The following is a 20,801-nucleotide window of genomic DNA, read 5'->3' on the forward strand; positions in this document are numbered from 1 at the left end:
CCCCTTGTCCGATTCTAAAATTATTATGATAATAATTAAATAAATATGCCAATAATACCCAATGTTGTAATATACAGAGACCCTTGATTTTCACCACTGATGTAAAGTATAGAATCCCTAAAAAGATAGAATTGCTGAAAAATGGGCCTGAAATACAAAGTGTTCTTAGAATACTTATTCGGCGTTCAAATTGATCATGCGTTGTCTTTGACATTATTTACAATAATGAATCACAAAAAATATATCTTATTTTTCCATTAATTCTTAGAACTACATATTCTAATACTTTGAGAATTAATACTTTGTAACCAACTAGCATAAATTTACTGTCTAGATCGGTCGGAAATTCCTTCCAAGAAAAATGTCATACCACTTGTATTCATGAAGCCGTCTAAGATTTAGATATAACCGACAAACTTTGTAATTCATTCCAATACTTTTGGAATAGAATATCTTGAACTAATACATGAGTGTTGTTATGGGATATAGATAAGTGAATTCTGTTCATCACCGGATAAGTTATCTTGAGTATTTGTTTTGCATCACAAATCATCAAAAGCCCATTAATTTTTCCCAGTTTATTGGAATATCCTATTGTTATCCTCTTTCCTTTGAGGGAGGAATTTATCCTATTTATCTGTCGAACTATTTGAGAATTGTATCCATCCATCAAAATCTTGATTACTACTCCCTTTTTAGAAAGATTCAGTAACTGGAGCCAAAAGCTGTTGTCTTCCCTAAAATATTTCAATATATTGACAGAACTTAAAATTAGTAACTCCCTTTTTGATTGTTCAATGAAAGTGGCTATGTCTACTTTTGTATCTTTAATATGGCGAAATGACTTGTGAAAGATTGCTGTCTTCCGATATTCTATCTCTGAATTTCTGTCCTTGAGAGGGATTGATATTTCCAAGATCTCTCTGTCCATTATTATGGTAATGCTTTTAGTTTGTGTTGATTTATTTAGATGATGTATTTCTATTTGAGGACATCCAATTAATATCTCTGAATCGTTAGCTTCGATCGGACTAGTTGTTTTAATTAGCATTCGAATCAAAATCCCATTATTAGTTTTTTCTTTTACCACATCTAGCATCCCAAGTTCTTTATATAATTTTAGAGACTCTAGGGTCGAAAAGATGAGTTGTATTTCTGTAGTTGAAGATGACAGGAACTTCGTAATTATGGAAGCTACTTCATCAGAATCACGGATGGTTTCTGTGAACTCACTTTTCAAACTATCTTCAATTTCTTTTATTCTCTGCAATCCAGGTATGGATTTGTTCCATAAAGTATCAAAGAAACATTGTTGCTGTTGAACAAAAGCACTGATTGAATTTGATAGGAGTAATGGAGGTGCTGAGGATTTCCCAGATTCTGCTGTTGCTCTGTAATAAAGTCCATCCACAATTCCAAAATTTCCCTTAATCGCATCCATATGGCGTAGATCAGATATTTCCCTGAGTTTCTTGCAATATTCGATGTTCTCTTTTGTGATCTCTGAAATGAATCTTAGCTGTATGCCTCTGGCTTTGGCATCTACATATACCCTGGTTATAGGATGATTGGGAATTACAAAGGTTGAAGGTGCATCAAAATCCATACATGCACATATGGTTTTTTTGGCTAATGAAATCAGTTTAACTGTGTCATCGATAATATTTTGATCACCGTAGATAACCTTTGTTTTCTCTTCAATGTCCATCATATTCTATTACCGTCGTTTAATGCAAATAATGTTAATGCAATCTTCAATCGCAAGATAGATTTTCTTCAGATGACTTAATAACTTATGGATGACTGGTTATTAGATGACAAAATTGGGTATGTGGATTTGGTAAATGGTTAGGAATGAAAAAATCTCAACAGCGGCATTTATATAATTTTACCATTGTGTAGTATATGACTGCTTGCTAAATCTGTTACATATTTATTCCGAAAAAATATAATAGAAACTCATACCCGCAAAGCTATTTTAGACTTGAGTATGCTCCGCCAAAATTAGTAATTCATTCCAATACTTTTGGAATAGAATATCTTGAACTAATACACGAGTTTTGTTATGGGATATAGATAAATCAATTCGATTCAACGCTAGACGTTTTATCTCGAGTATTTGTTTGTTATCACAAATCATCAAAAGTTCGTCTATTTTTCCCAGTTTATTGGAATATTTTATCATCACACCATCGTCTTTCATTGAGGAATTTATTCTGTATACTTGACGAATGACTTGAGAATTGTATCCATCCATCAAAATCTTGATTACTACTCCCTTTTTAGAAAGATTCAGTAACTGGAGCCAAAAGCTGTTGTCTTCCCTAAAATATTTCAATATATTGACAGAACTTAAAATTAGTAACTCCCTTTTTGATTGTTCAATGAAAGTGGCTATGTCTACTTTTGTATCTTTAATATGGCGAAATGACTTGTGAAAGATTGCTTTCTGTAAATACTCTATCTCTGAATTTCTGTCCTTGAGAGGGATTGATATTTCCCAGAGATTGTCAAATAGCAATTTCTGTTTTTCTACCAAAGATTTAAGATTGCTAAAAAGGGCCTGTGATGGTCTTTGTTCGTCCTTATGAAACATACAAATCATATATGTTCGATTGTCAGTAATTCCAAAATTACCTCTCAAATCATTAAGGTGTCTTATCTCGTATTTTCTGATTGAATTAACGAGTGCAACATTCTCAGGAGTAGTTTCTATTATTGTTCGTATTTTGATATTCCTTTCATCTATTAGTTTCTCCATTAGTATAAAACCATCCTTCAGAAAGGTGGAAATATAATCAAACATCTTGCCATCTAAAACTGAATCAACACTTAGAGTGGTCATATTAACAGAATCTATGATTAACCTTTCCATTTGATGGATGTCGTATACCACATCTGTTATTTCAGGAAACCTGTGGTGAGTTTCTAATAGTTTATTGAATGTAACATCTTCCAATTATTTCTACAATATATAGTGGCCAGATTAAAAATGTCATGGTAATTTCATCACAAAGGGTGAAAAAGTCAAAACAAATTTCAAACTTTAGTCGACAGCTTCTATTTTTTTGAAATATACTTAAATCATCATGACCGCAAGGTGAAAGTACAAATGTCGGTGACCAGAGGTTTATGAAACAAATTTGACATGAAATTTGATTCAATTTTGTTTGTTATTAAATGACGAGTTGAATTAATCGAATCTATATGATAACAGGAACAGAGGTTTCCGTTGTGCGATCACTGCTAAAAAAGGATTCAATGCCTATACTGCTTACAAATAATTAAACCTTGTGAATTTGATCGATTTAACTTTAACGCAAGGAGACTGTAAGAATGGAAGGGAATTGGGGGCTTAATAACTTTCTTGTATTCAAAGGTTTAAACTTTGGATAGTAGAGATGTGATTCACCTATTTTTCTTGATGCCGCACATCGGATTCAAATTCTTGAGTAAAATTATCGAATCAACTTTTTTTGAATATACTCCAAAGAATCCTTTGCTTGTACTTTTGAATCCATGTGATCTATCAGAGATCTATTCCTAATGTGCTTCCTAATTTCAAGGGCCTCATAACCATGTCTCTCTGCGTTATAAATTTTGATCATTTTCTTTGTATTATCAGAAAAGTCATCAAGGTATTTTTTATCTATTGAGGTATTTTTTTTGTCAGTTGTTATTCTAAATTCATCCATTGATGTCTTATGATATCCATAATCGATCCCATCAAATATATGAAAATCCTCAATATCCTTTTCCTCTTTCAGTTTCAGTTGAAGATCTGGAGGCAATGGTCTTTGAACATGAGATGATCCAAATGAATCAAATCCCATCACATAAGCCATTATGTCTTTAGCAGGGGCTACATCCCTTTTTTTCTGAATCCTCGTAAAAGGCACATTCAAAGCATGAATAAAAGTATCAATTTCATACTTTTCATTAATCGATTTTGATAGTCTTTTTAAATCATTCATCAATGAATAAAAATCTAGAGGGTTTTTTCCGTGACAATCCAACATAAAATTGGTAATCTTGTTATCATAATAGAATCGACAAAGTTCTTTAAATTCAACGGGAGCCAAAATAGGAAAAAATCCAAAAAAAACTGGGTCATCTCTAATATTTCTCACAGAATCATAGAATCTCCTTAAATACAGCTTGAGTTGATCTAAATCCAGCCCGCTTACTATAGGAGGTATAACAATCTCATTATAAGGAGTACATAATTCATTAGCTAAATAATCTATATTTTCGGAATCGATTTTATCTGCTATATCAAAATTTACAATTAAGAAATTAATATCATTTTGACCATGTTTCCTAACCAAATTATTAATGCTTTGAGAGAATCTACTATTTTCTTTCGTATCATTCTTAATTTTATGAAATTTTGAATTCGATAAATTTATGTGAATTTCATTGATTCCTCTTAACTTATTTTCTTTAATAATTCTCGATTCGGACCTAGGATCTTTCAAGTGAAGAGCTCTAATAGGAGTACTGATTTGTTTTTGACCAAGTTGTATAGTCTGAGTTTTGCAAGAAAAGTTCTCGTCGTGTATCACTTTCTCTATTGAAAAATCCATGAAATCATAAACAAAAATTATATTATTTACCTTTTCTATCTTTCATAATGCCTGTGGATGATCCATTTTCTAAGTATTTTAGTACGAGTGACGATTCTTCGGATTTTAACTATTTATTATTGTTATTGTATTCTCCCACAATTGGCGGCCAAACGAATGTACCGATTAAAGGAAAAACACATTTGCATAAGGCTTTCTTTTTGATGTCGAAAGTCTATGATGATCTTGATCCATCACGTGAACATTTGTTCGGGCCAGAGAGCCCTGCTGCTGAATTGGCATATGTACAATGTAATAATTCGAATTTAGTCACAGAAGATCCAAGAAATGGAATAAGACTAAGTGAAAAGGGAATACCTATGGCTTCAAAACTATGGATTAAAACAGATGAACCAAAGAGGAACTTCATCAAAAAAGTTAAAAATACGATTAGTAATATGACGGTGAATGAGCTCATAGACTATGTATATTCCGCCTATCCTGAATCTACTAGTAATTCAATTATTTTGACAAAACACGAACAAACTCGATTCAACTCTGCGGTAAGTTTACATAAGAAAAAACTAATTTCACTGGAAAGAGCCGCGGAGATTGCAGGAAAAACATTGGAAAGTTTTCTTGAAGAAGTGGATAGAAGAAACATTGTTTTGTTCGAATAGGATTCAAATTTGAAATATATATTACCAGACGCAAATACTCTAATTAGTTTAAGACAGATCAAAGAAATCGATCTCCTGAACAAGATTTGTATTAAAAGTAAGCTAGATATTATTCTTTCAGAGAAAGTAATGAACGAGGTGGATAAAGGGCGATTGGAACGAGAAATAGGAATGTCAAAATATGATCATGTAAAAAGTTATCCTACAGATCCATCCAGATACGAATCTATGAGGAGAAAAATAATTGAGAATTTTTTACTAAGTTTAGGCAAAGGAGAAATGGACATATTCGCAATAATAGATGCCTGCGAAGATCGCACCTTTTCCAATTATCTGATCATAACTGATGATCAAGAGGCTTCTCAAGTTAGCACATACCTGAAAATGAAATATTGCAATATTTGTGATTTTCTTAAATTAGCCCTAAGTAATGAGGTAATCATTAAAGAGAAATATTTGGATATAATAAGCAAGCTTAAATCCAATGGACGAATTAGTTCGGTGCGTCATGATTACTGTAAAGAGTTGCTCAAAAAGGAATGAAAAAACAGCGTGTCTTGCACAAACCTGTGTTTGATATCCATCTAATTTTTTCTTCTAGGCTATTGAATTACAGAAAGTGATTTGAAATCCTTATTCTTTCATAGTAGGTGTTAAACACTGTTAATGGCCTATAGCTCTTTATCAGAAATTGGACTTTTTCCTGGAAAATATCATACAATCAAGCTTAATAACAAAATTTTTAGACTGCTATGAGGAAATACTTTATGATTGAAAGGAAAGATGTCGAAAATCTTGGGAGTGCCTATATTGACATTGACGGGATTAAGATAATAGAAGATACTGAAGGCATGTATGAGATATCAATTCCTTATCACTTTCCCATAGGAAAAGAGGAATTTATAAGAAAGGATTCCGCATTAGTAAAACCTTTTAAACAAATTCTATTAGAAGGTAAACCTTTGGAAAAAATTTCCTATTTTTTTTATGGAGAAGGTGACGAATATTGGTTAATTGGTTCTTTTGCATATACTAAAGCAAGAAGAATTCTTTTCTTTCCCGGCTTGAACTTATCCCGAGTAGTACATTCTCCAGATAATAAAGAGGTATTAGATGAAGTACATAACATCGATCATCTAACTTTAGAGAATAACTTAGAGAGCTGGCATGTAACTCTTAAGGAAAAAAATGATAGAGGTATCAAATATTCTAGAATGAAACCCGCAAAATTGAGTGAAAATGTGTTCCTATGGTTTGTCATGGCCATACCAAGTGCTAAGACACTAGAACCGATGCCAAAATCTCAAGAATTTATAATAAAAGCAAACAAGAAAAAAGCTAATAGTATAGAAGAACTCACAAGGAGACTAGGCAACTTCTTCCAATCAAGACATCAATCTCTTTTTCCGGTCATAAAATGGAAACATGAATCCCCTTTACCTTGTTTCATTAATTTTGAAATTTTTATGTTGTTAGGTAACACGAGGGAAACCGATCTGCCTGACAAACTCTTCTTTGCATTGCCGCCACTCACTAAACCAGAGAAGATGGATGATGGTATTAGATCCAGAGCAGGTTATCCTTCTCCCTTAACTGATTCTATTTCTGTTTGCATTCGTGTTTCAAAAATCAAAGGATCATTAAATCAAGATGCAGGTTATGATGGAGGTTATTATTCTGGAGAGGAGATCATTAAATATTTTGAATAGGCACGGCTCATTTTATTATATCATCTAGTTTTACATTTAGATCTATCTGAGACTGCCAACTGCGATAGAATTTAGGATTTTGAAGAGGTAAACTATTCTCTTCATACTGAGCTTTTTCTATTTTTGAATGGTCATTCCCTGTCCAATACCTTAGTATTCCATCTAGCAATCTACATATTTTACACGTAATCTATTTTTACAAGTTCCAATCCTTTAGAACTGAATTTACAAACTCTTCTCCTAACTCTCTTTTATAATCATCAATTTCTAAAATCTCTGTGTTGTCAATAAATTCTTTGACAACTTGCTCATCCTCTATTCTTCCATTTTCTTCATAAAAAGGGCAATCTGGAACACAATGTTCTCCGTTACAGTAATTTGATTTTGCTCGGTCTTCCCAATAAGCTAGTTTCTCCATTTCTATATATGATGGATGAAAATAGTACATTTCCTTTCTTTGATAATAACGACTTTCCGGAGCATAATCATTCAACATATGTGATAAATGGTATTCGAATTCCTCTGCTGTCTGCTCATACGCATCTAGATTTCCAAAAGTTGGATCTCCTCCATTGCGAATATATTTCTCCATTCGAATAACATGATAGACGTCAAATCGTTTCAGTTTTTCTTTTTCTTCTGCATTTAAATTAATTTCCTCTATCTCCTTTGTATGGTCTTCTGCAATTTTTATTTTATTGGACAAGTCATCAAGCATTTTCTTTTTTAAAATTCTCAATCTTTTCCAACCTCTCCTCTAATTCTTTCAAGTATACGAGACTTGGGCCTTCCGCTACTAGTTTAAACAATGATTCATTACATTCTTTGGCCAACTTTAATGAGTTTAGCTTATGAAGGTAGTTCATAGATGCATTATCACTCTCATAAATACTCCAACATTCTTTCAGTATACTCTTGATTCCTTCTATTGAAGTAGAATATAGAAATGGTAATGATTGTTGAACTAAATATTTCAAATTGTTACTAGATTCCTTTGAAAGATAATTGATATCTCTACTTACCGTGCTTTGTGTAAGATTAAGTGCTCCTGCAATCTGGTATCCCTTTAGACCCTTAGTCAAAAGTATCATAATCTTCTCTCTTCTCTCTGCTATTGTCTTGTTATCCGATCGATGCTTTGACTTTGACAGTTGTATTGCACTAATTGCATATAATCATCCTCAGCTAAAAGGTTTATTGCAGAAAATTGACAATTACAAGCTGCTATCCTATCAATACGATGATATCGTTTATATAAAATAGTCGGCTGATTTGCCATTCGTAACCATCAATTAAGAGGTATCCTGTATCGTTGTTGAACTTTTTCACTTCGATAGTCAGATCAGAATATTGAATATTGTTAACCCTCAAAGGTGAATCGTTAAATGCAATGAATTTTTTATAATCTGGTTGAGTGTCGATGTACTATACATCATATAGCCCTTCAATTCTCTCAATGCTTTCTATTGTACTATTTGGATGAACTAGAACACCAAGTCAAAGTCAATCTAGTCTTACTGATTTTATAAAATAGATTTGCTTGGGCAATCCCTATTCCTTTTACGTCTATCTTGTACTTTATGTTTGAGTGATAAGTATTAGTACTAGTGAGGATTCTATTCTCGTTTAGCCCAGATTTTTGTTTCAATCAGATCCGATTGATGGCTATGAATTCCATCCAATTCCAATCGATATTCACTTAGGAATTATTAAAATTCCTACGAGAGATTCTTGACGTTGACTAGATTAACAATACCGAATCTATTATTGTTGGTACAGATAGAAAAGACATGTTAAATAGAATACAAACAACATTTGCTAGAGAATTCCAGATACGGTAAACTCAAAGAGTCAGATATTTTACCTACGGATTACGCTACTAGACAAGCCTGGACCAGAATTAGAAACCATATTAAAAACTACCCTGTGGATAAAAATAGATTTTCACAGATGATTAAGAATTGACAACCAGCTTAACAAATACGCCTTACTATATGATTGATTTATGACGGTTTGGCCGATCCTCTCTCTATCGTCAATAGCATCGTCAATCCATAGGGTTAAATTTTAGTCTTAATAGTGCTAATTTCGTTTCTTCGTGAGTGTTATTGGACGGTAGGACGGTGTTGACGGTATTTTTTTGTTATTCTTCCTTGTTAACAACGGTCACGATTGCAACTTCCAAATGGAATTGAATCCTCCACTAAGAAGACCATCTTAGTTTTCAGACTAAATATCTATAATCACCGTCAACACCGTCAAACTGTCAAGAAAATTCGGACTTTAGAAAATGAGAAATTTCGTGCGTAAATCGACAAGATATCTAACTAGTTTGGCAAAAACGTTTGGACGGTGTTTTTGCCGGTGTTGTTAGAAGGATTGTCAAATTTCTTGCAAATATGCTTCTTCATAAAGTGAATGTCGTCTATTAGATTACAATGTTCGCATTCAAAATTGTCTGAATTACCTATTCTATGAATATATGTTTTGATATCATAATTGATAGATGTTTGGTCAGAAGGTAAAGATGTATTGTTACTATCTTGTCCCTTTCCTTTGATCTTAGTTAGTCGAATACACCGCTTCCCAAAAGAATCCTTGATCCCGGTAGTAACTTCAATATTTTTCTTTAATAAAATAGGTGCAAGTTCATTTAACTGACGAGTTAATTGATTGGTTGCTTTTGGCCAATACTTACTTTTAAGAATCGCAGTATCCACTTGGCATATAATATCTGCTAATTCCTTGTTTAGTAGTGAAGGGGTTTTCATCCACGAGCTCTTTTCTTCCATCAATAATATTACAGCCTCGGCAACTGGATGCAATTCAATTAGTTCTTCATTTTGCAAGTCAATATTTTCTCTATAAGCGTTGATAAACTCATAGTCTTTGTATCCTAGACATCGAGAAACTATTTCTCCATATTCAGCAAAGTCGGCCATCCGAGGCAACTCTTTTAGTAACTTTTCTTTTGGATGTTCCTTTAGATATTTCTGAAATTTCACCAACACGTCAAAGATGTAGCCCAAAACATAAGGTCTCATGCGTTCAAATTGCTCTTTTATTTCCTGTTCTTTTCGTCTTTTGTTCTCGGGGATTCTGTCGACCTTCAAGGTGAGAGACCTGTCAAGTAAATCTTGTCTTGTAGTTACTATATTAATTCCGTTGATGCCGATAGTTCGCTTATATTTGTAAATAAAATCTTCATCTGTAGTATACAGTTCCCTCTTGGAGTTTCCAGATCCAGTGACGGCCCTGCATAGTATGTCAGATACAGGTGCTGATATGTAAGATACGTTGTCAAAATAGTTTACATAATGGTGTTCCAAAGACTGTATCAAATCTTCCTTATAGGGACTGAAAGAGAGGAGGTCGATACTACTTGGATCAATGATGTTTTTTAATAGTGTAAACGTAGTTGTTTTTGCGCCTCCTCCGTTACCACTAATTATAAGTATTGGTTTCTGTATATCTGGAATAAAGGCCGAGACAAGATAGACTGAAAATAACAAAAAATCCTTTTCATTTCGCAGATTGAATAATGTCAGAAATTCTCTGAAATATTTCTCATTATCCTTATCTTCTAAAGGATAAATCTGAGGAATAGAGTTTCTTTCGTATCTTTTGAACATTGGTGTTTCGTTATTCTTGATGATCTCCCATCCTTCAGAAGTTATCTTGATGATCTCCCAAAAAGGATTTGTAAGGTCATAATAGAACACATCATCTTTATTAGCAACTCGCAATTGTAACTCTGTATGTTCGGTGTTTTCATCAAATAATTTCTGGGCTACTATCAGACTTATTAATCGTTCTAGTTTTTCATCAGGTATGCTCGTATTATTGATTTCAAAGAATTCCTTTCTCAATAATAATTTAAATCTTTTACTTTCAATAGGAATACATTCGATATGATCATTTATTTTTATCATTATATGTAATTTGTTTAATTGATCATAAAAAATTGAGATGTACCTTTCCTTAATTTTGTTCAGAAAGTATGATTCATCTCTATTAACCTCTGGATCATTGGAATCACTTTTCTTATTTTTTGCTACAAAGTTTTTTGCACCTTTCCATTGTTTTTCAAATTCTTTCTTCTCTAGGGATGGTTCTAAATGCTCTAGATTATATTGCCAAGCTAAATCTTTTATTCTATCTTCAGAATAAATGGTTCTTAGTCTTTGAATCAAAGACTCCATTACTCTAAGTAAAGCTTCGTGTCTATTGTTGCCTTCCTTGACCTTAAATCTCTCCTTAAAAAGATCTTCTATTGGAGTCAATCCATCATTGTTTCTCATGGAGGAACCAAACTTTTGATATATCTGTCTAATGCAATTTTCCAATATTTCTGAGTTTTCTTTGTTTATTACGGTTGGCTTTGCAGTTCCAAATATACGATATGGATATCCGTTCTTGTGGAGTGAAGGGGTACAAAACATGATACCGTGACTTCCCTCTGATTTAACTTCGATCGCAGGAATTTCTGAGGTACTATTTGATCCCACAATTCCGCTTCTTTTTGATAATGGTTGCTGTGCTACAAAGTAAATGTGAATCTTATTAGGATCATCGGCGTGGCCCTCGATGATAGTTCTTTGTGCAAGTTTATCTATATTATCAACTTGACCAAAATGAGATAGAAATTCTTTAATTCCTGAGGCATTATCAATATCTATGCAAACAAGATATTTACCTTGATATGGGCCTCTATGAATCTTACCTGCGATAATAGCCATCCCATTATTAAAGGCACCTTTAATTTTCCATTCAACATGCAGTTCCTCGGAGACAGAATCAATTTGATATTTGGACCATTCTACGTTGGTGATTTTATTTTTTGTGTTAGCAGGAATAGGATCTACTCCGATTTTATACCTCCAGAAATCAGCCCAGTCATTTGGATTAATGCGTGTATCATCAATGAGATTAGTTGTCAATTTTTAAATCTCTCACTCTTACAGTTGCAATCATCAATACGATATTTAGGAAATAGCCGACCTGTTTATTTGGGAGATAGCATTACGATACATGACTGCAATTAGCTAGCGAGAAGCCTCGCCTGTTATTGTAGTTCCTCCTTGCCTATTTACCAGAACAACTACAACTTCGCCCTTGATTTCATAAACAGGATTATATTCCGAAATCTCCCAGTCTTCATTCTTTAAAACATCATGAATTTTATCTAAAGGCACTAATTTGATATCTACTATTCTCCGGCTACTTCTGTCATATCTGCTTAATTCCCTTTCTAGAATAATCTTTTTAGAGGACCTTGTATTATGCGAGTTTGATACATTTGTCATTTGTTTTCTAAATACCGGAATAGTTCCGTTGTCATTGACTTTAACTGAATATTCATAACCATTGTATTCGATCTTACATCCATCCTCAGGCTTCAGAATTGATAGTAACTCTTGATCAGTTATCTCTTCATACCAACACCAGCATGCACCCTTAGATGATATTTTCCAAGGCGGATCATTGGCATTATTGCTCATGGTTAAGGACAGAACCTCCTACAATCACAACCTTTTACTGTGCAAATCCCATAATTCATATGAAAATAGTCATAGTAATGATCTTCTTGCTGATGATCACACCAACATATATCCGGCAATGCGAAACTATTATAGAAACTGTTTTTCAACTAGGTGATCCCTTCTTATTGAAATTTTCTTAAACAGTCAGAACAAAGGCTCAAGGTTAGAATACCAAATCTTCCTGCATTTAAGTCGATCTTCGTTGTTGATTTGTTATAGCAACCAAAGCCATAACAGATTTCTTTATTAATTTCTTTGGAGTAAAGTGATCTATTCAAGGCTTGATACACCTATGAACGATCTAATTCGCTTGATGAGAAGTTTCCAGCATCTATCTCAAGCAAACCAACCCTATTTTTTGTTTCAATGAGTTCTCTAATTATTTGATCGTATGACTGATTTTTTCTTCCAATTTTGGAAAGCATCGATCTAGTCTCTTTATCAACTAGTATGGTGGACTTATAGTCACGCATATTATAATATAACAACCTATAATAGATGTGTATAACTATATAGATTAGTATACTGGTTGATTAGCGAGGAAAGGATTAGACAAGTGGAGGAATTTATAGAACGAAATCCTGGTTCACACACTGAAAGCATAGTAGAGGCTATGAAATCTCTTTCATCTAGGATGGTAGTATATAAGATTATTGGGGAGTTGAAAAACACTGGAAGGATCGTACAAGTAAGGGAGAATCGACGAGAAATACTATATTTTTCAAATGATAAAAGCGAATATATCTTAATCAAAAGGCAAATCGATGTTTTTAAGAAAAGTTATTCGGATTTAATTAAGAAATCGTTCGATCATCCGCTAGTTGCAAATACTGTAAAAATTCTGAGTAACACTGTTGATCATAAGGATAAAGTCAAGACAAGAGAAAACTTGCAAATACTAAAGTCGATACCATTTGAATATTTAATTGCAGAAGAGAATTACAAAGTAATCAGACTAGCCGTAGGTAAAATTGAGTATCTTTATTCCAATTTGTATAATTCTCTTTATCATCCATCTATTTACAAATTTGCAGCTAACAAAACGATGATCAAGTCGGAAGAGATAAATCAAATCGCAAGGGAAATTGATTCAATAACAATAAAGATAAGACCGGTAATCGATAAGTACTATGAAGTAGTTAAATCATCTATTTATTCACGAATACATTTTTGGATCATTTATATTTTTTTAATGTTTGTTCACCTAATTAATTTAAGGAGTGTATCTATCTGGCCATATATTGTAAAGGATATGAAGGAGCAAGGCAAGGCTTTAGAAATTCTAAATAAACTATCATATGACGAGATACTCGAGATCAATTCTACAATAATAAAATCTTTTTCTGATAAGGGAAACCTTTTTTCTGAAATGCAGGAAATAATAGAAAGTACGCGCAGCACATTTCAATTCGTTGAAAAACAATCCATTATGCAAATGTCCTGTGATTTCAAATCCATTAACTTGGATAAGGAATTCGAGGTTGTTATGAAATCCCTTAGAAAGATAAGTAATGACGACAAAAGTATCATATCGCTGGAGTTTTATTTACAGAAGATTAATGAGTTTTGTGCTGAAGTATTGAATTCAAAAAGTTTTCGATAGAATCAAAGTTTTTTTAGGATTTCCGGTTTGACATTTGCTAGTAATGGATTCTGTTGAATCAATATAAACATTTTATCCATGCCTTCTTTTAGTAATTTAACGTTATCCTCCAAATTTTTTATTTGATCATCCTTTTCTTGAAGCTTCCCCTTTATGATGTATTCATTATTATGATTATCTTCTTTTAGTTGTTGAACTTGCTTTTTCAGAGTAACACCATCTGAATGTATTGTAAGCAAGTCAACAGCCTTTAGATAATCATCTGAGACTTCTTTTACCGTAGGTCTATAGTAACAATCAGATAAGCCAATATTATGACCCATTGTAATTTCTACATTAATAGGTCGCATAACTTGTTCTGCTCTTGATTTATAGAATTTTCTAAAACCGTGTGCTGCTTTAAATTCGTGTCTTTTTGTTCCATCTTTAAGTTTATTTCGTATACCTTGGTCCCATAGTGCTCGTTCTAACAGTCTCTTTATACCAGTATTTTTAATTTTCTTGGGTACAGTTGCAAGTCCCCATCTAGCACCATAGCTTACGTTAGTTGTTTGCCACAAGTCTCTCATTAACCAACTCTCGTCATTAATGTTCTCTCCATAGGAAGCACGAAATTCCATCCATTCCTTTAATGCCTTGTATGCTTCAGGAGTAACGAAAGAAAAATATTCTTCAATATCACCTTCGTAAACCTTTAGTTTGGCTGCTACCACTGTTTTATTATCATGATCGTAGACAGGAGTTACATGTTTCCATTTTAGATAGTCCCAAGCACCTAGCCGTATTCCTGATGACACCATAGTATAGACAATGGGTTTAATCCGTCTATCTGGATATTCAATAAGTTTTTGGATTTCTTCCATCGTGGGTGCTCTGTCATTTGCCGCCTGTACTGCTCTGGGAAGACCTTTCATCAGTTTCTTCCACGGAATATTTAGGTCAGAAGAATCGCAGAATAATTTTATTGCCTTAATAAAGTTCCTTAATGTAGAGGCAGTTATTTCTCCGTTATGGACTCTTTCCTTTTGAAATTGTAAAAATATTATTACCTGTGCAATAGCCCAATTAGTATCGTTTTTTCCTTTGGTGGAAAAATTATTGCATCTTACTTCCATATTCTTGCTATTTTCCAAGTCAAAATTGATATGATTGAAGAAATGCCTAAGTCTTCTTTCATAGTATTTCCTAGTAACTTCAGATCTGATTGAAAACACAAACATTGTGTATGCATTTGTTAAATAGATGCTATCATTACTTCCCGTCAAAGAATTTATTTCAACGGTGGAATTTGACACAACCTATAAAGAAAGTGGTGCCTATTAAAGCGACAATATTGAAGTGGGGCCAGAGGGATTCGAACCCTCGACCGCCAGCGCCCCGGGCTTATACCCAAAAATTGGATGGTATCCTGCCAAGCTAGACGATAGCCCCCTTATTTATTAAAAATAAACCTCTTATTTTTAAACCTAAGTATACAACCAATTACAGAGAAAATCCAAAGATACATTTTAATAATTAGTTAAATGCTTTATAGCATATCATTTATGCTGGTTAATGAATTAGATGCCATAGACAAAGAAATACTTAATGATATTCAATGGTCTTTTCCTTTGGTTGAAAGACCGTTCTTAGAAATGGCAAATAAATACCAACTAAAGGAAGAAGAAGTTCTCTATAGAACTCAAAGATTAAAAGATATTGGGATTATTAGACAGATAAGTGCAATTTTTGATACTCGAAAGTTAGGATATAAGAGTGCGCTAGTAGCATTTTCAGTGGATAAGAATAAGATAGATTATGTCGCTAATGAAATAAACAAACACCCAGGTGTAAGTCACAACTACGAAAGAAATCACGAATACAATGTTTGGTTTACGTTAGCAGTATCTCCGGATGCAGATATGAAAACCGATTTAGATAAAATGGCCTCCCTAGATGGAGTTTTAAAATATAGAGTTTTACCAACGCTAAAAATGTATAAAATAGGCGTGAAATTGGACATGGTAAATGATGATCCTGAAAAACCTAGTCCCACCGATGATGTAAAAAAAATGGATGTAAAAGCAGAAAAAATATCAGAAGTGGATAAAGAATACATTAGACAGTTGCAAAAAGATATCAAGATAATTAGAGAACCGTTCAAAACAATCACGGATGATTTGGGAATAAATTTGGAAGATCTCTTTAACAAAGTAAAGGAATATCAAAATATAGGCATCATGAGAAGATTTGCAGCAATTCTTAGGCATAGGCAAGCAGGCTTTACGGCAAATGGAATGATAGTTTGGAATGTGCCGGAGGAAAAAATAGATCAAGTAGGATTAAAAATCGCTTCTTTTCCGCAAGTAAGTCATTGTTATAGACGTCCCATATACCCAGACTGGGAGTTCAATCTTTTTAGTATGATTCATGCTAGAACAATTGATGCAGCTGAAAAAATAGCAAAGGAAATATCTGCAATAATTAAAATTGATAGATATAGAATATTGTTTAGTTCCAGAGAATTTAAAAAAGAAAGAGTAAAATATTTCGAGTAATTACGCTTTTGTTTAAAAATTTTTAATTATGCCAATAATTTAGGCATATCAAAGTTTTTTTCATACATTTGTTCAATTTGCAGTCTCTCATCTTCATTCAAATAATTACCATCAGAAATTTGAGCGAACAAATCTATTTCTTCAATACTTGTGACAGTTGGTAAAAGAACGGAGATTTGTTTTTGCGATAGAATATACTTCATAGAAATTTCAGTAATATCCCATCCATGAGAATTAGCAATGGGTTTGAGTTTTTCTATTTTTTGCATAGCTTGTATAATCCACTCTTTTTTTCTGTTATTTCTATGGTCATTCTTATCAAATACTGTATGCTCGTTTACTTTGCCAGTTAAAACCCCCGATGCATCGGGTACCCTAACCATTATACCTACTGAATTATTTCTCTTATCCACAGCATCAAAAAATACTCTTCCAGGGTCCTGTTCTAATATATTATATACAGTTTGTAAACAAACTATATTCCTGTTTTCTATAGCATGAATTCCTTCCTTTTCCCATCCTATTGCGGGCCCCAATGCAACGCCATGACTCTTAATTTTTCCAGAACTTACAAATTCATCTAGTTTGTGAAATAATGCATCATTTTCTATCGCATCCATTTTGGGATTATGCAAACTATATACATCAATAAAATTGGTTTCTAATCTTTTCATGCTTTCTGACAAAGCATAATCTAAGAATTCTGGAGTATGTTTTTGGGGAATCTCGCCATGTCCTACTTGCTTTGCATTATACATATCATAACCCCATTTAGTGGAATAAATTACCTCATTGCGCATATCTTTAAAGGCTTTTGCTAATAACTTTTCACTCTTGCCCCTTCCATACATATCAGCGGTTTCATAAAAATTAATTCCTAAATCAAAAGCATGTTTTAACATCTTTATAGATTCATCTTCTTCAAGTTTTTTTCCCCACCAGTCTAAACCTAAGGTCCATGTTCCAAATCCAATTTCACTAACTTTAATGCCGGTATTTCCTAAGTTGCGATATTTCATTAAACTATACTCCTCACTTTTTCAGATAGTTTATTGAAATTATCGTCATCTATACAAGGTTTACTGATTGACTTTAGATATTCAAATGGCTTTTCGGGCAAATGATTTTCAAAATATGTGATCAAGTCTGGATCGTGAGAGTCGATTTGAATCCATGACTTACATCCTACCCATTCAGGTTTGTTCACTAATTTTATTGGTTTGTTTAATTTGTATACTCGTAACAACAATAAATAAAGTGGCTTTTTTGGATTATAATCAAACCGAGATTTGAGATAATCATCAGTCCATATATGGAAATTCTCTAATTTTTTTAATGTAGTCAAATTGGGCACCTCACTAAAATGAGTTATCTCAACAAATGATGCAATCTCAGTTGTTTTATTAGAATCAGGCCGAGTTTCGGCATTGTCCAATCCATTTTTTCTGTTTAATTCATCCAGGGTTGTATGATAGTCCATACGGATTGATTCTTTAGCTTGATGTTCAAAAGTTGGGGATAAGAAAAAATTCTTGAACTTTAGTTCAAATCCATTGCGAAATTCCATAATACCTCCTTTTCTAAACGATAAAATTTGATTTCCTGATTCTAGAGCTTTGCAAACTATAGCCCACTCTTTTAATGCCCCAAAAGTATTTGTGCTGGAGTTTGATTCATCATTAAAACTTTCTTGAGTATTATTGACTTGGGTTGCAGTTGCAGTATCAGAGGAAATCGCTGAATGTGTTCTTTCAGAATCATGACCGAACCTTTTTAATGGCATAGTTTTAGAATTGAAACTTACAATATCATTAAAACCATTATCTAAAAAAGAGTTAGAAATCACATAAACACCAGTTTACAATTGTATTGTTATTATAAATAAATATTATTAATTACTGATTTTAGAACAGAGATGCTTTTTAGCCCAAACTCTTAATTATTTCCTCTATATTTTTTAGGACACAGGGGATCATCGGTGTATCTTTAATGATATATTTACTAACTTGAGTTTCACGTAAGTCTATGATCAAGCTCTGGAATCTTGAAAGATTGTCAGTTTCAAAAGCCAACATGAAATCCTGATCATCAATTCCAAATGAATATGTGGTATTAAGTCGAATTTCAGGATATTTTCTTCCAACCCTTATATGTTCTTCCATCATTTCTTTTCTTTTCTCAAAGGGCAAAAGATACCATTCCCGAGATTTAATAAATGGATATACTACCGCATACCGCAATGGCTCCTCTTCAGTTTCAAACCCAAGTTTAACCTGATTTGAATAAAATGATTTTCTAGTTAAAGAAAGATATGTGGATGTAGGTTCGATATATTTTCCCAGTATAGTGGTGTAAATTTTTGAAGCTAGTACCTGAATATTTTCTAGTGATGGCGACATGGTCCAAATCATAAATTCACTGTCGTGTCTTAAACCGATGGTAGAATAAGTTCTAATTTTTATTTTCTTGCGTGCAGCATTTAACAATTCAAGAAACTCGCGTGAAGCCTCATCTTTGCCCATCTCATTTAGCCAACGCCACTTGGGATCGACTTTATAAAATGTAAAAGTAAAGAATTTTTCAGGATTATTTTTATTATCGGATTCATCGGTCTTAGTACCCGGAAGTTCAGAATCCTTGGTAGTTGTAGTTGTTGAAGTGCTCACACCATCATCTTCTCCTACATTATTTAAATTATCAATTTTATTTTTTTTAATTCTAGATAAACTATCAACTTCTGTAGGGTTTTTATTCTTGTTTCGCATGACTTGTATGCTATCTTAAATTAATAAATAGTTTAATACATTCGCTCGGCTCTGTTCATTTAAAGAAATATCGTATCTAGAATGTTCTTCATTTGTGACTATAAGAAAGAAACTCAGTATGCATGCATGGTTTGTAGTTGTACTTTCTAAATCTTCTAGCAAGATATTTGAAGGATTTTCCTATTTTATCAAGCGAATCATGTTTTATTTAGGCAAGATAGGAAACAGGATTCGGCAGTATCATCTTCAAAGATTGCAAAAAGAAAGAAAACGTCTGACTTTTATGTAGATGGGATATTAAGCAAGGTGGGTTCTGTAGAATCCATTTGGATTTGGATAGGAACATAACTTACAAAGAGAAAATTCTCTTACCAAACTTGAGGAAGAGACACGTGCATATCAAAGCAACATTCATTGAAGCTTGGCCAAGATTCATGAATTGTCCTCTATCTCACCAAGAGGGATGTACATAATTGATATCCACAAGCGTACAGATTTCCTAGATTGAATCCTCTTCGATTCTTTTGTGAGAAAAATCGGACAGAACCAGTATGATTCATTTGTGATAGGAGACTCCACGCTAAAAGCTACTTTCTATATGACAGTATATTTTCTGCTACAGACCTGCACATAGATTATAACTATAAACTGAATAAACTGAATTGACAACCAAGAATAGCCAGATTTTGCTAGTTATTGAACACACCAGTAGAAATTCGTCATTATTGAGTTTTATTGTATAGTTTTTAGTAATATTTGGGTAGAAAGATGTTATTCCGGTCATTAATACATTCTTTTTAAAAATAAGTATACCAGTGCTGTGATATGCTGACCCATAAATCTAAACTAGAGATGCTCTATGTTTGGTTGAACTTTCTATCTCATATATTAGACGAAGAGAATGTAATGTTATATAAGCAAATTCATGTATATGCATATATAAAAAGGAAAATTCCTGACATATTTGTGTCCCTTTGTGTCGCTTTTATAAAACAAATGACGAATTGACTGATAAACACTATAATTAGAATATATTCATAAACCACTTATAAACAACTTGTGGTGACCATCGTGATCTGGTTGGGTTATCTAAATTACGCGATTAATATGCACTTTGCATTGTCCTCGTCAGACCAAAATATCATGATAGCAAGTACATCATTGAACTCATGTGTCCTTTTTTCATAAAAGATGGCATTGTCAATTGCTGTTTGCCAGGTTATGTGGTATTGTATATATTAGAACCTTCATTATTTTACTTTCGTGGCCTAGCTCCAGCGTCATCTAAAGAAATACTATCGGCGATAATATAGTATTAGAATTATTGACCTTCGTACCCTTTTTAGTCCTATATTGAATGTTAGCTCGTCCGAGAATTCTCTACTCGATAACCCCGTCA

The 20,801-nt window shown here is 33.1% G+C and carries 17 protein-coding genes and 1 tRNA gene; 5 read left to right on the plus strand and 13 right to left on the minus strand.

Translation table 11 applies throughout. The features are described 5' to 3' along the window. Window positions 1-391: 391 nt before the first annotated feature. The 3 genes from NMY3_RS02415 to NMY3_RS02425 all read right to left on the minus strand — a co-directional run bounded on the left by NMY3_RS02415 (window position 392) and on the right by NMY3_RS02425 (window position 4,586). Window positions 392-1,711 carry a hypothetical protein gene (locus tag NMY3_RS02415; protein ID WP_196817362.1) on the minus strand — a complete coding sequence of 440 codons (1,320 nt, stop codon included), beginning with the start codon at window positions 1,709-1,711 and terminating at the stop codon, window positions 392-394. 267 nt (window positions 1,712-1,978) lie between these two features. Next, window positions 1,979-2,959, minus strand: a complete 981-nt coding sequence (locus NMY3_RS02420) for a hypothetical protein (protein ID WP_196817363.1) — start codon at window positions 2,957-2,959, stop codon at window positions 1,979-1,981. Between the two features lie 499 nt (window positions 2,960-3,458). After that, window positions 3,459-4,586, minus strand: coding sequence for a hypothetical protein (locus tag NMY3_RS02425; RefSeq protein ID WP_196817364.1), 1,128 nt, complete (start codon window positions 4,584-4,586; stop codon window positions 3,459-3,461). 47 nt (window positions 4,587-4,633) lie between these two features. On the opposite strand from NMY3_RS02425, the gene NMY3_RS02430 reads away from it, so the two are divergent. From NMY3_RS02430 to NMY3_RS02440, 3 genes are all read left to right on the plus strand, one after another. Beyond that, window positions 4,634-5,245, plus strand: a complete 612-nt coding sequence (locus tag NMY3_RS02430) for a UPF0175 family protein (protein WP_196817365.1) — start codon at window positions 4,634-4,636, stop codon at window positions 5,243-5,245. A 9-nt stretch (window positions 5,246-5,254) separates the two neighbouring features. Next, entirely contained in the window at window positions 5,255-5,788 is a 534-nt protein-coding gene (locus NMY3_RS02435; protein WP_196817366.1) for a hypothetical protein, read from the plus strand. 224 nt (window positions 5,789-6,012) lie between these two features. Continuing rightward, entirely contained in the window at window positions 6,013-6,954 is a 942-nt protein-coding gene (locus tag NMY3_RS02440; protein WP_196817367.1) for a hypothetical protein, read from the plus strand. Between the two features lie 196 nt (window positions 6,955-7,150). Here NMY3_RS02440 and NMY3_RS02445 read toward each other — a convergent pair whose 3' ends face one another. From NMY3_RS02445 to NMY3_RS02465, 5 genes are all read right to left on the minus strand, one after another. Beyond that, complete coding sequence (locus tag NMY3_RS02445; RefSeq protein WP_196817368.1) at window positions 7,151-7,693, minus strand: hypothetical protein; 543 nt, start codon at window positions 7,691-7,693, stop codon at window positions 7,151-7,153. Continuing rightward, entirely contained in the window at window positions 7,665-8,045 is a 381-nt protein-coding gene (locus NMY3_RS02450) for a hypothetical protein (protein WP_196817369.1), read from the minus strand. Before NMY3_RS02450 ends, NMY3_RS02445 begins: the two co-directional genes overlap by 29 nt. Before the next feature lie 1,236 nt (window positions 8,046-9,281). Next, the gene (locus tag NMY3_RS02455) at window positions 9,282-11,894 is read right to left on the minus strand and encodes a hypothetical protein (RefSeq protein ID WP_196817370.1); all 2,613 of its coding nucleotides are present in this window, start codon (window positions 11,892-11,894) and stop codon (window positions 9,282-9,284) included. 105 nt (window positions 11,895-11,999) lie between these two features. Next, window positions 12,000-12,455, minus strand: a complete 456-nt coding sequence (locus NMY3_RS02460; protein WP_196817371.1) for a hypothetical protein — start codon at window positions 12,453-12,455, stop codon at window positions 12,000-12,002. A gap of 332 nt (window positions 12,456-12,787) precedes the next feature. Continuing rightward, window positions 12,788-12,970, minus strand: a complete 183-nt coding sequence (locus NMY3_RS02465) for a hypothetical protein (protein WP_196817372.1) — start codon at window positions 12,968-12,970, stop codon at window positions 12,788-12,790. Window positions 12,971-13,053: 83 nt separating this feature from the next. Between NMY3_RS02465 and NMY3_RS02470 the strand changes: the two genes are divergently transcribed. Continuing rightward, the gene (locus NMY3_RS02470; protein ID WP_196817373.1) at window positions 13,054-14,100 is read left to right on the plus strand and encodes a hypothetical protein; all 1,047 of its coding nucleotides are present in this window, start codon (window positions 13,054-13,056) and stop codon (window positions 14,098-14,100) included. 2 nt (window positions 14,101-14,102) lie between these two features. Here NMY3_RS02470 and NMY3_RS02475 read toward each other — a convergent pair whose 3' ends face one another. Both NMY3_RS02475 and NMY3_RS02480 read right to left on the minus strand, forming a co-directional pair. Beyond that, the gene (locus tag NMY3_RS02475) at window positions 14,103-15,395 is read right to left on the minus strand and encodes a hypothetical protein (protein WP_196817374.1); all 1,293 of its coding nucleotides are present in this window, start codon (window positions 15,393-15,395) and stop codon (window positions 14,103-14,105) included. 44 nt (window positions 15,396-15,439) lie between these two features. After that, a tRNA-Pro gene (locus tag NMY3_RS02480) sits at window positions 15,440-15,531 on the minus strand. 92 nt (window positions 15,532-15,623) lie between these two features. Here NMY3_RS02480 and NMY3_RS02485 point away from each other — a divergent pair. Next, window positions 15,624-16,637: an Lrp/AsnC family transcriptional regulator gene (locus NMY3_RS02485; RefSeq protein ID WP_231100194.1), complete on the plus strand. Its 1,014-nt coding sequence runs from the start codon at window positions 15,624-15,626 to the stop codon at window positions 16,635-16,637. A gap of 26 nt (window positions 16,638-16,663) precedes the next feature. On the opposite strand, the gene NMY3_RS02490 is transcribed toward NMY3_RS02485, so the two are convergent. From NMY3_RS02490 to NMY3_RS02500, 3 genes are all read right to left on the minus strand, one after another. Beyond that, the gene (locus NMY3_RS02490; protein ID WP_196817376.1) at window positions 16,664-17,656 is read right to left on the minus strand and encodes an aldo/keto reductase; all 993 of its coding nucleotides are present in this window, start codon (window positions 17,654-17,656) and stop codon (window positions 16,664-16,666) included. After that, window positions 17,656-18,483 carry a DUF1802 family protein gene (locus NMY3_RS02495; RefSeq protein ID WP_196817377.1) on the minus strand — a complete coding sequence of 276 codons (828 nt, stop codon included), beginning with the start codon at window positions 18,481-18,483 and terminating at the stop codon, window positions 17,656-17,658. The genes NMY3_RS02490 and NMY3_RS02495 overlap by 1 nt, the downstream gene beginning before the upstream one ends. 76 nt (window positions 18,484-18,559) lie before the next feature. After that, entirely contained in the window at window positions 18,560-19,402 is an 843-nt protein-coding gene (locus NMY3_RS02500; protein ID WP_196817378.1) for a chlorite dismutase family protein, read from the minus strand. Window positions 19,403-20,801: the final 1,399 nt, after the last annotated feature.

Source organism: Candidatus Nitrosocosmicus oleophilus (assembly GCF_000802205.1).
In the GTDB taxonomy this organism is placed as follows: Archaea; Thermoproteota; Nitrososphaeria; order Nitrososphaerales; family Nitrososphaeraceae; genus Nitrosocosmicus; species Nitrosocosmicus oleophilus.